Annotated in this window: 10 protein-coding genes; 1 reads left to right on the top strand and 9 read right to left on the bottom strand. The window is 43.1% G+C overall.

Annotated features, from left to right (window positions below; all coding sequences use genetic code 11):
• Positions 1 to 123 precede the first annotated feature (123 nt).
• The 4 genes from DXA97_RS10645 to DXA97_RS10660 form a co-directional block, all read right to left on the bottom strand.
• Positions 124 to 552, bottom strand: a complete 429-nt coding sequence (locus DXA97_RS10645) for a DUF3842 family protein (RefSeq protein ID WP_118719984.1) — start codon at positions 550 to 552, stop codon at positions 124 to 126.
• A gap of 85 nt (positions 553 to 637) precedes the next feature.
• Positions 638 to 952: an MGMT family protein gene (locus DXA97_RS10650; protein WP_118719986.1), complete on the bottom strand. Its 315-nt coding sequence runs from the start codon at positions 950 to 952 to the stop codon at positions 638 to 640.
• On the bottom strand, positions 945 to 2423 hold the full coding sequence (gene pap / locus DXA97_RS10655; RefSeq protein WP_118719988.1) for a polyphosphate:AMP phosphotransferase: 1479 nt from the start codon (positions 2421 to 2423) through the stop codon (positions 945 to 947). The genes DXA97_RS10650 and pap overlap by 8 nt, the downstream gene beginning before the upstream one ends.
• Before the next feature lie 216 nt (positions 2424 to 2639).
• Entirely contained in the window at positions 2640 to 3305 is a 666-nt protein-coding gene (locus DXA97_RS10660; protein ID WP_118719990.1) for a hypothetical protein, read from the bottom strand.
• A 431-nt stretch (positions 3306 to 3736) separates the two neighbouring features.
• Here DXA97_RS10660 and DXA97_RS10665 point away from each other — a divergent pair, with 431 nt between their 5' ends.
• A complete protein-coding gene (locus DXA97_RS10665) occupies positions 3737 to 3940 on the top strand; it encodes a hypothetical protein (protein ID WP_118719992.1) in 204 nt (67 codons plus the stop codon).
• Positions 3941 to 3951: 11 nt separating this feature from the next.
• On the opposite strand, the gene DXA97_RS21575 is transcribed toward DXA97_RS10665, so the two are convergent.
• The 5 genes from DXA97_RS21575 to DXA97_RS10695 all read right to left on the bottom strand — a co-directional run.
• Complete coding sequence (locus DXA97_RS21575) at positions 3952 to 4086, bottom strand: hypothetical protein (protein ID WP_279221162.1); 135 nt, start codon at positions 4084 to 4086, stop codon at positions 3952 to 3954.
• 179 nt (positions 4087 to 4265) lie between these two features.
• Positions 4266 to 6965 carry a transporter substrate-binding domain-containing protein gene (locus tag DXA97_RS10675; protein WP_243107628.1) on the bottom strand — a complete coding sequence of 900 codons (2700 nt, stop codon included), beginning with the start codon at positions 6963 to 6965 and terminating at the stop codon, positions 4266 to 4268.
• Positions 6966 to 7080: 115 nt separating this feature from the next.
• Entirely contained in the window at positions 7081 to 9873 is a 2793-nt protein-coding gene (locus tag DXA97_RS10680; protein ID WP_182436864.1) for a transporter substrate-binding domain-containing protein, read from the bottom strand.
• A 331-nt stretch (positions 9874 to 10204) separates the two neighbouring features.
• A complete protein-coding gene (locus DXA97_RS10690; RefSeq protein WP_118719996.1) occupies positions 10205 to 12370 on the bottom strand; it encodes an ATP-binding protein in 2166 nt (721 codons plus the stop codon).
• Positions 12354 to 13168, bottom strand: an 815-nt coding sequence (locus DXA97_RS10695; protein WP_243107629.1) for an ABC transporter substrate-binding protein, incomplete at its 5' end; no start/stop codon positions are given. The genes DXA97_RS10690 and DXA97_RS10695, both read right to left, overlap by 17 nt.

Below are 13168 nucleotides of genomic sequence, written 5' to 3' on the forward strand. Positions count from 1 at the left end.
AAAACAGCTTCGTGCTGTCCAATTGAGAAGAATTATAGCATAACTTTGCCGATATGGCAACTAGAAGTTGAATGTGAAGTTAACTTCAGCTTATATTCTATGGCATTATATATCCCAAAATATTTATTTACGAACACAGTTTCCACTTTCCATCAGCTTCCCGACTTCCGCAACCACACCCTCGATCAGCTTTGCCATGCTTAAGTCCGTCACGCCCACGATATAGTTATCGCAGTGGTTTACCGGGACCAGGATGCGCTTTGCCGGACTTTGTCCGACAGCCGCTGCCATGGCTGCCGTGATCTCGCCAAGAAGTGCGTCCGCAATCACAATTCCGACCGGTCCGATGATCACATCGGCTCTACGGCTGCACACAATGACCGGATTTTCGCCGGTGGCTGCCGCATCCGCCCCTGCTTTTAACATGGAAGAAGTAGCCAGACTGTTGGTTCCCACCGCGGTGATATACTGCTCCGGATAACGTTTTTTCAAAGCACTCACAATCTGTTTTCCAATGCCGCCGCCCTGCGCATCAATCACAAGTATATTCATACAATTATGCTTCCTCTTTTCATGGATTTTTTCTGATATTTCACTTGCACTCCGAGTAAACTGCTTCCGTACATTCAGTCAGGCTTCACTCTGTTCCACATTTCCACTGGTAATTTTTCATATCCACACAGCCATTTTTCTTGAATTGTACACCCTCGTCTTCCAGAAGAAGCCTCTGCTCCCACCAGCCAGGAGCGGTACGCCCCGCACGGTTAACAACCCGATGGCAGGGATACTCCCCATACCATTCAGCCCGACTCAACACTTTCCCCACCAGCCGGGAATTTTTATCCCGACCGATAAGTTTTGCAATTTGTCCATAGGAAGCAACACACCCTTCTGGAATTTCCTCCACTACTGACAGAATTTCATAAATAAAATTTTCGTTCAGTTTACTCATGAACTTCCAGCACTTTCTCCAGCTCCTCGATTACAATCTTCATTGCCTTAATGCGGGCATATTTTTTATCGACAGATTCCAGAATATGCCACGGTGCGTAGGTCGTGCTGGTCTTCGCGATCATCTCGTTTACTGCCTGCTCGTACTGATCCCATTTTTCCCGGTTTCTCCAGTCTTCATCGGTGATCTTCCACTGTTTTTCCGGGGTGTTCTGGCGCTCGGTAAACCGCGCAAGCTGGGTGTCCTTATCGATCTGTACCCAGAATTTGATGATGACAGCGCCCCAGTCATGAAGCTCCTTCTCAAACTCATTGATCTCATGGTAAGCCCGCTTCCAGTCATTCTCACTGCAGAAGCCCTCCAGCCGCTCTACCATAACACGGCCATACCAGGTACGATCGAAAATGGCAATGTGACCTGTCTTGGGCAGTCTGGTCCAGAAACGCCACAGGTAATGTCTGGCTTTCTCGTGCGGCTCCGGGCTTGCGATCGGATGCACCTCGTATCCACGCGGGTCCAGCGCACTGGTGATGCGCTTGATATTTCCACCCTTTCCTGCGGCATCCCAGCCCTCGTAAGCAATGATCACCGGGACCTTCTTGCGGTACAGGCGGTTGTGCAGCTCCCCAAGGCGTTCCTTTAACTGCTTTAACTCTTTTTTGTATTCTTCGTCAGTAATGGTCTTATCGAGCGGGATCTCGGAAAGCAAAGGCATGCGCTCCAGCGGGAACACATTCTGTAACAGCGGCACTGCCATCTGGCTGTTGCTGAGGGCAACATCGATTCCCTGGGTCAGGATTTCCATGATCTGCAGTTCCGTCCACTTTCTCGATTTCGCATCAATAATGTACCATGGAGTCGATGGCATGCTTGTCCGCTTTAAATAATCCGCGAACACTTCCCCGCAATCTTCATAGTGCTCATGCTGCCACAGATCGTAGCTGCTGACGCGCCACTGCGTATCCTTCTCTTCAGTCAGATGGCTGATGCGCTTCCCCTGCTCCTTTTTGGAAATATTCAAAAACAGCTTCACCACCAGATAGCCGTTATCCGTCAGCTGGCGCTCAAAACGGCGCACACTCTCCAGCCGTTTTTCATATTCTTTCTCCGAAAGCTCGCCCTGAAGATAAGCAGAGGTCAGTTCACTCATCCAGCCTGAATCCAAAAACACGAACTTTCCCGCTTCCGGAATCTTTGCAAAATGGCGGTATAAAAATGGCTTACGGGCATCCTCCTCGCTTTTTTTCTCCATATCGAAAACCTTGAAGAAACGCGGGTCGATATTCTGGATGACCCGTCCGATGCTAGAGCCCTTACCCGAGGTTCCCCAGCCTTCTACCAGCACCAGAACCGGAACTTTCTTCTCCTTCATCTGAAGCTGCTGTACCGCAAGTTTCTCTCTGGCTGCCTCAAGTCTCGTCTTCAGTTCCTTCTCTTCCGGCATCTTGACCGGGATCCATTCCTTTAGCACAGACAGATCCTCCTTCTTTCCCGTAAAGCTTTTTTCCGGTATTGTTCACATGCCAGAGGGCTCCGGCAACGGGAGCTTCAATCCAGGATTTCCCGCTCCATGAACAACAACGGTTTTCTATGTATCATTCAGCCCCTGTATGCTTTGTTAACACAAACAGTTAAGTCTATTATACACAATATTGCTTCTGGTATCTAGAGAAAATCTGTTAATACACTAGTCTGCCTGTGTCGCTTTTACAGTTGCCTTAATAGTCTGCGTTGTTGTCCCGTTACGGCCAATATCCGTATCTTCCTGATCCTTATTGGCCCGCATATAATCCCATTTCCAGTATACGCGGTAAAGTACATTGCCATCAGTATGATTCAATGTATCTGATGTAGATGCTACCTTCACCTCTGACGGATCTGCCTTCCATGTTACAGTGCTGGCATCCGGACAAGCCATCTCATTTTTAAAACCATCAATTTTTAAGATCGCATAATCCAGGGGCAAAGAAGATTCTCCTTCTGCATCCAGATTGATCGCATAATCTGCTGCCACCTCCGACAGGTTCTGGATTTTCAGATCAACATATCCCCAGGTGCCAGGTGCCACTATTGTCTCATCACCACCAGCTTTAACACGCTTGTCCTCTATTACCCCCTTAGTATCCAGTACTTTATTGAACAGATCGAAAGACATACTATCGGTACCGTTCGTTGAAATCGCCTTCAGGTTTCCTCCTGTTCCGGCATTGATAACCCATTTTGCAGCCCGGGCCATATCTGTTCCGCTACCAGAACTCGCATACCTGGCCAGTGTTCCGCTAAACAGGCTGAAGCTAAGCATAACCGCTACACCCAATGCATAGGCCATTCGCATCGTGTTGTGTTTTCTCATACAGATTCCCCCTTTTTAATTTTCCGCAAACGCACATTTTCTTTTCCTCTACAAGTTTTTGCAGTGTTTCCATACCCTTGGCGTCACAGATTTTCATGTATTAATTCCATCCGGCAGCGCGCCTCCTCCGGAGTAGAATCCTAAAACAAAAAATTGATAAACGCGCCACTGGCGCCTCCTTGATATGCAGTAAAAACGGGATTATGATCCTGATAAGCATGATAATAAACAAGATAACTTTTGAAAAAAATCATAGAAATGTATAAAGAAAGCATAGCACAGAGCCACTTATCCGGCAAGAAATTCCGTTCGACATAGTTCGGCAAAAATCGCGTGTTGCTGTTTGCACAACGCATACCCAGCAACAAAACCTTCCGTTACGGAAAGCTAACGGCAATTGTATTTTTCCTGCACAAACGATATGTGTCTGCATGGCAGAAGCCATGGAAATCCCCAAAGAATCACTGCAGGACTTAACCGTCTGTGCCCTCCTGCATGACAATGCACTGACCGAAACACGCCCCTACAAGGCTGGCATGCACCACAAAAAAGCCATTGCCATCCTTCAAGAAAATGCAGCCAGGGGCTGGATCGATGCAGATATTGTTGCCCAGGTGGATGCATGCTTCCGATGATTTTTCAATGCCTATTTTAACTGTATATAACTCTGATCTTCAAGGAACTTTAATGCAAATCTCCGAATCAGTGCTTCGCTGTGAAGGCATCCCAAGACAGCTTCATAGTTTTCTCCAATAGCTTCATAGCACTCTCGCATTGTCATATTTTAGTCCTCCTGTCAATTTTATTCCACTAATTCATGAACCTCTGCTAATCAATTATGTACATACCTTAAAATCGTTTTTATAACTTCATCAATCACAATCGGCTTTGACAAATGTGCGTTCATGCCTGCATCCAGTGATGCCTGAATATCTTCTGCAAATGAATTAGCTGTCATCGCTATGATAGGGATGTTTTTTCCATCAGTCTGTCATTCATTGCCCTGATTGCTTTTGTCGCTTCATAACCATTCATTTCAGGCATCATGACATCCATCAGGATTACATCAAATGTGCCTTTCGGATGATTTCTGAAAATCTCAACAGCATTCTTTCCATCCACAGCTCTTTCTACATTCATCCCAAACTCTTCCAACTGCACGGCAGCAACCTCTGCATTCAGTTCATTATCCTCCGCAAGAAGGACATTCACACCTGTAAGATTTACCTTTTCCGAAAAACCTGTGTCTGACTTATTACATTCCTTATCTGTAATTTCCAAAGAAATATCCACAGTAAATGTGGTTCCCTCATGCTTTTTACTCTGCACGGAAATGGTTCCACCCATCATATCTACATACTTCTTTACGATAGCCATCCCCAGTCCAACTCCATGGTACTGCGTTCTCACATCGGAATCTTCCTGTGCAAATTCTTCAAAAACTTCTTTTGTAAATTCCTTACTCATGCCAATACCAGTATCCGAAATTCGGTAACGCATATTTACATATCCATCCTCACCCTTTTCCTGACACCGGGCTTCAAATGTAATCGTCCCTCCATCCGGAGTGTATTTCACGGCATTGCTCAGAATATTGACCAGCACATCACGCAGGCGTGCAGGATCCGCAAGTACATTTGGAATCTTTGCTTCTTCACGCTGAATCTTAAAGTTGATATCCCTGTTCGTAAGAAAGCCTTTTATAATATCCAATGCAGAATCTGTAATGTTTTTCACATCCGCCGGTACCGGATTGTATTTCACTTTTCCACTTTCGATGCGGGTCAGATCTAATATATCATTGATCAGCGACAGTAAATGCTCTGAGCTTTCCTCAATCTTTTCCAGACAATTTTTCACTTTGTCTGACGGATTGTTTTTCATTGCAATACTGGTAAATCCTATGATTGCATTCATCGGTGTCCTCATATCATGGGACATGTGTGACAGAAATGCTGTTTTTGCCTTGTTTGCAGCCTGTGCATGCTCTGCCAGTTCCGCCATTTCCTCAGCTTTCTCCTGGGCCGTCTCCTGAGCTTTTTTTCTTGCATTGAGATGCACCATGATCACAGCCATAGCAGTCAGCAGCCATCCAAAAATAAGAAGAGCCAAAACAGTAGCACCAGGATGCAGACGGATCCAGTCAACAAATGTCAGCTCTGTTGCTTTGTACGCGGTATACTTTGCTGCAAGATCTTCAACAAGATTTTTGGGCATGGCATACATTCCTTTTGTCAGAATACCAGCCAGCGCATGGTTCTCATTTGATGAAATTACCATACGGTAGGTGAATGTAGGCTGTTCCAGCAGAGTATATGTCATGGTGCCCGTAGTGTCACTGTTCACAAACGCCTGTGCCATGTAATAGTAGACGAAGGCAGCATCTGCTTTACCCTTACGGACAGCTTCCATCATTTCCTGTCGGGTACTGCACATCAGCTTTTCTGCACCGGGTGCCATTGCATCTTCAATTGACTTTGATACTGTCTGGTCAACAGTAGTAACAACATTAATGTTTCCATCAAAGTCACGCCGTGTCACCCTTGCCATCTGCATCGTAATGAAAGGTGCAGTAATCCCCCATTTTTTCGTCTCAGCATAATTATCTGTTTCCAGGCGTGCATCGATGCTTATATCTGTGGTTTCCTTATTTTTCTGATAGGCAATATACTCATCTCTGGTGGCAGGTGTAAGAAACTCATAGGAAATCCCGGCATAGTCTGCAATTTTCCGGAAGTAATCCGGGATAATCCCCTTCATCTCACCATTTTCATTATAAGAATATGGATAACGGGTCGGATCACACAGAACATGAAGCGGGTTGTCCTTGGAATACTGTGAAATAATACTTTTTTCTTTCTCCGTATATTCCAGATTCTTAGTTTCGATGCTTTCATAATTTTTATTATAAAGTGTCGTTTTCCAGTCACTCTCAACTGCATTCATCTGGTCGATTGCATAATTGATCTCATCCAGCAATTCTGTATTACCTTTTTTAACCATGACATAGAAATCGCTGCTGTCAAATTTATCCACGATACGCTCATTGTTTGTTTTTCTCAGAGAAGTGGCAGCAATAGCATCAACATTTCCGCTCTGAAGAGCTTCCTCCATCTCTGCTGTCGTATCAAAATAAAATGGATCATATGTAAATCCTTTATTGCCTGCAAACTCCGCAAACTCTTTATCTCGTGAGCTTCCGTTCAAAAATGCCACACGCATACCGTTATAAGTACTGTAATTGCCATCCACAATCGTGCTGTTGTCACTGCGGACGGTCAGAATCCCATTATTGGTTCCGATCGGACGTGAAAAATCAAACTTTTCCTCTCTTTCCGGTGTTTTGCGGGGAGATGTTACCATATCAATCTCGCCATCTTCAAGCATCTGCTGCATATCATCCCAGCTCTTATCATATCCGACATATTCGTAATCTACATCCCAATAACGGGCCATCAGCCGAAGAAAATCATAGCCATACCCGCTGCGGTTGCCTTCTTCATCCATCACATGATAACCATCCATGGCAAAGAAACCGACTTTGACAGTTTCATGCTGCGAACTGTCCTCGGCTGCATATGCAGTCTGGGGAGAAAATATCATACACACGCATACAAAAGCCAGTAACACTGCCACATATTTCTTTGCTCTCGAAATCATATTAAATCTCCTTGTCAACCTCCTGGTTTCATAAAATTGCACTGCCGCATCAATATCTTCATCTGAATCTGCCGCCCTGACCGGGGCTGCCAGAAACACAACACAAAGAATTGTCTTACTGCATTTTCTGTTTTAAAACCAATAGCAAAGTGTCCTCTATTTTTTTACTATCAATGGGTTTTGCAATATGTGCATTCATTCCGGCATCTATGCAGTCCCTGATATCATCCTGAAATGCATTCGCTGTCATCGCAATGATTGGTATCTCTTTTGTATCTTTACGGTTCAATGTCCTTATCTGTCTGGCTGCTTCTAATCCATCCATTACCGGCATCATGATATCCATAAAAATAAAATCAAATCTGCCCGGAACTGACTGGGAAACAATATCCACAGCCTTCTCGCCATTTTCTGCCGTAGTCACAACCATCTTTTCATCTTCCAGCAACATTTTTGCAATTTCCAGATTTAGCTCATTATCCTCAACTAATAATACACTCTTACCGGACAGATCAGGCTTTTCCACTTTTTTTTGCTGTTCCTTCTCAGCATTATGATCAATCTCAAGTGGTATCGTGACGGTAAACGTTGTACCTACATTTTCTTTACTTTCCAGTTTGATTGTTCCGTTCATCCTGTCCACAATATCTTTTACAATAGAAAGTCCAAGTCCGGCACCACTATATCCATTCGTTGTTTCTTTTCCTTCCCTGGCATAGGATTCAAATGCATGTTTCTGAAATTCTTCGCTCATACCAAGTCCCGTATCAGAACATACAAATTCAAAAACCGCCGTCTTGTCATCGCTTGAAATCTCATTGAAATACAGGATTACTTTACCACCGCTTCGGTTATATTTAACGGCATTTCCAGCAAGATTCATAAGAAGGCGGTTTAGATATTCCTCACTGCCAATAACATATCTGTGATGAAAAGTACTCATGGAAGCTCCGCCTTCAAAGCTGATACCATACTCCTTTGCATTTGTCTCAACAATCGAAATCTGTTTTACGAGCATTGCAACCAGATCAAATGGCTTGTGTTCCAGCTGTATTGTTCCAGATTCTACTTTTCCGATATCCAGAACATTATTCAGAAGGGACTGCAGATAGTCCATGGATTGCATTACCTTTGCTTTACATTCATCCAATTTTTCTTTATTGCCATAATAACGCTCTGATATATTGATCATCCCAATAATTCCATTTAAAGGTGTCCGGATATCGTGGCTCATATGTCTCAAAAAATCTGTCTTTGCACTGTTCGCATTTTCTGCCTGCTTCTGTGCCTCTTTTGCCTTTTTCTCTGCAATTCTGGCTTTTTGGAGTAATCCAAGTATCAGTATCAGCACGATCAAAAAAACAGATACAACAAGCACCGTAAAGCCCCAGAAATTGTCCCTTATAAACTCCTTTGCCGTAACTTTCTTCAGATTACTGTCATACATATACACAGCATTGGAGAATTTTGAAACAGACATTGTTTTTATAGTCTTATTCAGGACAGACAGCAGCATGCTGTTTCCACGTCTGACTGCAAATGACACCATATCGTACTTTTCCAGAAAAACACTATGCAGTTTATTATCATCAGAATATTGTTCCAACTTGCCTGAGTCCATAATCATGCAGTCTGCTTTTCCATTATAAACAGCCTTCTTTGCATCCTTCCATGTAGCATATTCCTTCACATGCCACTGTGGATAATTGTAGGAAACATAAGACTTCAAATCACTGTCTTCTCTTGGTATCGCAACCGTATTTTCAGCATTTTCATCAAAACTCTTTTTAACCGTTGCAGCCGCCATATTGTACTTCCAGACAGTATCTGTTAAATCATAGCCCAGGTCTTCGGCAGCATTCGTATTTTGCATCACATGAAAAATCATATCAATTTCTCCATCATGCAACGCTTTTTGCATATCCTCTTGTGAATCATAGCCCTTCAGGTCAAATTTCAAAGTCTGTCCTTCCAGGCAGTTTTGTGCAAGCTGGGTGTAATCCATGATCAGGCCGCTCACTTTTCCGGTTTCTGTATCAAGAGTACTGACCCCGCCATCGTTTATCAAATAACCGATTTTGATTGCTCCATGCTCTGACAGCCATTTCTGTTCTTCTCCCGTCAGAAAATATACCCTGTCCACTGATAGAAACTGCTTATGCAGTTCATCTGCATAATAAGGATCATCATCTGTGATCCTTCTCATAGCATTATCCAGCTCTGTCTTTAAATCAGAATGACTCTGGCCAATCGCAAAATATATTTTTGAACTTCCGAGATTCGTTAAGGCCACCATTCCGTACCCATCCAGACGGGAATCCTCTAACGATACAAAAGCGTCAATTTCTCCGTCTGCAATTTTCTTCAAAGCATCTTCATTATTTGAAACATTGACATGCTGTGTATGCAGATCATATTTCTTTTCCCACTCGTTCAATACCATTTCCGACAGGTAACCCATAAGCACCCCAATCGTTTTCCCATTGAAAGATGCAGTGTCAGAGGATGAGATGTCTGTATGATCGGGTTTTACATAGACATAATATCTTTCGTCTCCCATTGGAATAGCGGAAAAAAGCATAGTCTCTGCCCGTTCCTCCGTATAAGAGATTCCTTCTATCATATCCAGCTCATCATTTTTTAATTTGTCGAAACAATTTTCCCATGTACAATCTACATATTCATAGTTCCATCCGGTATAACCTGCGATTTTCTGCAGATATTCATAGCCGTATCCGCTTCTTTTTCCATTTCCATTTATCTTATCATATATATCATCCGGTACACCAATCCTGACAACTCTCTCTTTCTGATTTTCTGCTGCAAAAGCATAAACCGGACAGATTGAAAAAAGGATGCAGCTGCACAATATAAAAATGATACCTCTTTGCAATACTGATTTATTCATTTTTATCCCTTTACGTGGCATTGTAATTACTCTAATTTTGCATTTTTCTATTTTACAGTGTCAAAATATCCAATGATTCCAATGTATCCATCCTTCTTTAAAGGCGACCACAATGTATGCAATTTCATTCTATACATCTGACTGTTATTATCCACCGTCGCTTTTATCGTGGCAGATATTTCTTTATTTTGTACAGATGTTTGATGTAATAAAACACGAATACATTGAACATCCTCTCTTCATAGTTTCCTCCAATAGCTTCATAACACTCTTGCATTGTCATATTTTAGTCCTCCTGTCTATATTTCACCGCTTATTTGACACTGCTCTATCAATCATTCACCAATTTATGAATTACTTTTATCAGTAATTCCACATCAACTGGCTTAGCAACATGTTCATCCATCCCTGCTGCTTTTGCTCTTATTCTGTCCTCCGTGAACGCATTTGCTGTCATTGCAATGATCGGTACCTCCTTTGCATCCTCTCTGTCCAGAGACCTAATCATCTTTGTGGCTTCATAACCATTCATTACAGGCATCATAATGTCCATAAGAATGACATCAAATTCACCAAGTTCACTTTTTCTGAACAGCTCAACCGCTTCCTGCCCATTCCACGCTTTAATCACGTCCGCACCCTCATTCTGAAGCATAAATTCAGCGATTCCCATATTCAGCTCATTATCTTCCGCCAGAAGAATATGAAATCCCTTTATAGATTTTTCGGATACATCCTTCTGTTCTTCACGTTTATCCGCATCCGGATCTATTTTAAATGGGAGCCGGATCACAAATGTCGTCCCTACGCCTTTTTCACTTTCAAAAGTAATGGTTCCACCCATTTTCTCGACCAGCTTCCTTGCAATGGCCATCCCCAGTCCGGTTCCGACAAACTTTGTGCGGCTTCCCGTATATTCCTGTGCAAATGGTTCAAAAATATGTTTCTGGAACTCCTCAGTCATTCCGATTCCTGTATCCCGGCAGATAAATTCCATTGTCGTCATTCCTGGCTGTTCGGATGGGATTTCCATGCAGCTAAGATAAATATGTCCATTTTCTCTGTTATATTTCACTGCATTTGACAGGATGTTCATCATCACACGTTTTACATACCCCGGACTTCCAATAAGATCACGGTGTATGATTTCTTTTTTCTCCCATACAATCCGGATATTCTGTTCTGCAGCAATCTGTTCAATTACAACAAGCACTTCCTCAGAGATTTTGCTCAGATTAAATGGACTCTCTTCCAGAACAACTTCACCCGACTCCAGCTTACTCATGTCCAGAACATCATTTACCAGTTCCAGCAACAGATTGGATGCCGCTTTAACCTTTGTTCTGTATTCCTTCTGCTTCTCCATATCATCTGCATAATGGTCTGCCATATTGATCAAACCGTAGATTCCATTAATCGGAGTCCTGATATCGTGGCTCATACGATGAAGGAATTCTGTTTTTGCCTCATTGGCGGCTTCTGCCTTTTTTGCTGCTATCAGAAGTTCTGCTTTATATTTTTCATCTTTTTCAAATTCTTGTTTCCGGTGCGCCAGATTGGTTCTGTATGTCCAGAACCAGAATATGCCGGACATCAGAAAATAAAGAAAAATAACACCTATAACACTTAATGGAAGGTTACGGAATACTTCCATATCCGGAAGATACGCATAGATGTAATAATCACGCTGCTTCAGCATGATTCCGTAGCATCCGGTTCCTTCATTCTTCAAATGATAGATGTGCTGACTGTCTGTATGCTTTTTCATTGCCTGAACAACTTCGTTGTCGGCTGTATTATGTCCTAACAGACTCTCATCATTACTGGCAACAACGATTCCCTCGTCTGCAACAATAATCGTTCCATCTTTCTGAGTACTATAGCCCTTTAAAAGCCCCTGTATCGTCAGCGTATAGTTTCTGGCAAATTCAGGAGATGTGTAATAGTAGATTGCTACGATACCCGGTGCATCTTTTCTGGCGCAGGCTGCAATGTCAATAAAGGATCCATCTTCCCTGGTAAACCGTTCCGAATAGCTTCTTTCTTCATATCCGGCAAAATCCATGATAATTTCTTTTTGCAGATACTCCGTAATCTCATTAGCCAGAGACTCATCCGTGCTGTATTCACAGTCCGTCTTTCCTTCTGCATCCAGTACAATGATACCATCCACCCAGAGAGTCTGCAGGTTTTCCTTTAGGAAATCCCGGCTTAGCTGACCGCCGTTTTCTATTTCCATTTTAATATTTGTACTCATCTGTCTGGCACTTTCAATGGCACGGAGGAGGCTTTTTGATTCCGAAGATTCATTAAAATGGGTGTAGGTGGAGCACTGCACTTTCACATAGTTTACAATCTCCACCATTCTTTTCTCTGCTTCCGCTTTTTCTGCGTGGAAGAAATAAAACAGAGAGGCTACAGCCACACAGACTCCAATCAGACCGCCGAACAGCTGGATTCGTTTTTCTTTTTTCTTTCTCTTAATATCCACGATCATCCACCTCCAGATACTTCTGGGGATCATCCAGATATTTTTCAATGATTTTCAGGGATGTGCCATCCTGACGCATTTCTTCCAGTGTCTGGCTCATCTGCTCACAGATTCCTCTGTCATCATCTTTTGCAAAAGCGACACCTATTCCGGTGATCATCAGAGGCTCTTCCAGAATACGGAAGCTTGCATCATAATCCTTCATATACTGAACAATAGATTCCTCGTGTGCTGCAACTGCATCTACATATCCTTTTCCCAGAAATGTATAGATCAGCTCCCTGTGTCCCAGGCTGATCAGATTGCCCAGTTTTGGGATTCTTTCATCCGTCCGATTCAGAAAGATACCTTCCGGTTTGGTTGTTGACTGAACAGCCAGGTTCTTTCCCTCCAGGTCACTCAGTTTATAGATATTACTATTCTCATTTACAGCAACCACCTGACGGCTTGCTATATATGGTCCCGCCCAGCGGTAATCATCAAGACGCCCTTCCATGGAAAAGCAGCCCATGATACAGTCAATCTCTCCACTCTCCACCAGTTCTTTTTTCTTCTCCCAATTGATCTGGACAACGTCCACCTGATATCCCATTCTTTTGAAAGCTTCTGTAGCCAGTTCTACATCGATTCCCGTCGGTACACCATCCTCATTCAGATAATTGTATGGTGGATAGTTGTCACTGCCGAGGGTAATAACAGGCTTTTCGGTTTCTTCTTTCGTGTTATCTGTGTTTTTACACCCTGCCAGGGTGACTGCTAAAATTCCCGCAAGCAGAATGCCTGCAATCACTCTTTTTCCTTTCA

Source organism: Clostridium sp. OF09-36 (genome assembly GCF_003481985.1).
GTDB lineage: Bacteria > Bacillota > Clostridia > Lachnospirales > Lachnospiraceae > Brotaphodocola.

Excerpts from the sequence above, each read along its gene's own strand:
- DXA97_RS10660 (WP_118719990.1), bottom strand. The coding sequence starts at position 3,305 with ATGAGAAAACACAACACGATGCGAATGGCCTATGCATTGGGTGTAGCG.
- DXA97_RS10680 (WP_182436864.1), bottom strand. The coding sequence starts at position 9,873 with ATGAATAAATCAGTATTGCAAAGAGGTATCATTTTTATATTGTGCAGC.
- DXA97_RS10650 (WP_118719986.1), bottom strand. The coding sequence starts at position 952 with ATGAGTAAACTGAACGAAAATTTTATTTATGAAATTCTGTCAGTAGTG.
- DXA97_RS21575 (WP_279221162.1), bottom strand. The coding sequence starts at position 4,086 with ATGACAATGCGAGAGTGCTATGAAGCTATTGGAGAAAACTATGAAGCT.
- DXA97_RS10675 (WP_243107628.1), bottom strand. The coding sequence starts at position 6,965 with ATGATTTCGAGAGCAAAGAAATATGTGGCAGTGTTACTGGCTTTTGTA.
- DXA97_RS10690 (WP_118719996.1), bottom strand. The coding sequence starts at position 12,370 with ATGATCGTGGATATTAAGAGAAAGAAAAAAGAAAAACGAATCCAGCTG.
- DXA97_RS10645 (WP_118719984.1), bottom strand. The coding sequence starts at position 552 with ATGAATATACTTGTGATTGATGCGCAGGGCGGCGGCATTGGAAAACAG.
- DXA97_RS10665 (WP_118719992.1), top strand. The coding sequence starts at position 3,737 with ATGGCAGAAGCCATGGAAATCCCCAAAGAATCACTGCAGGACTTAACC.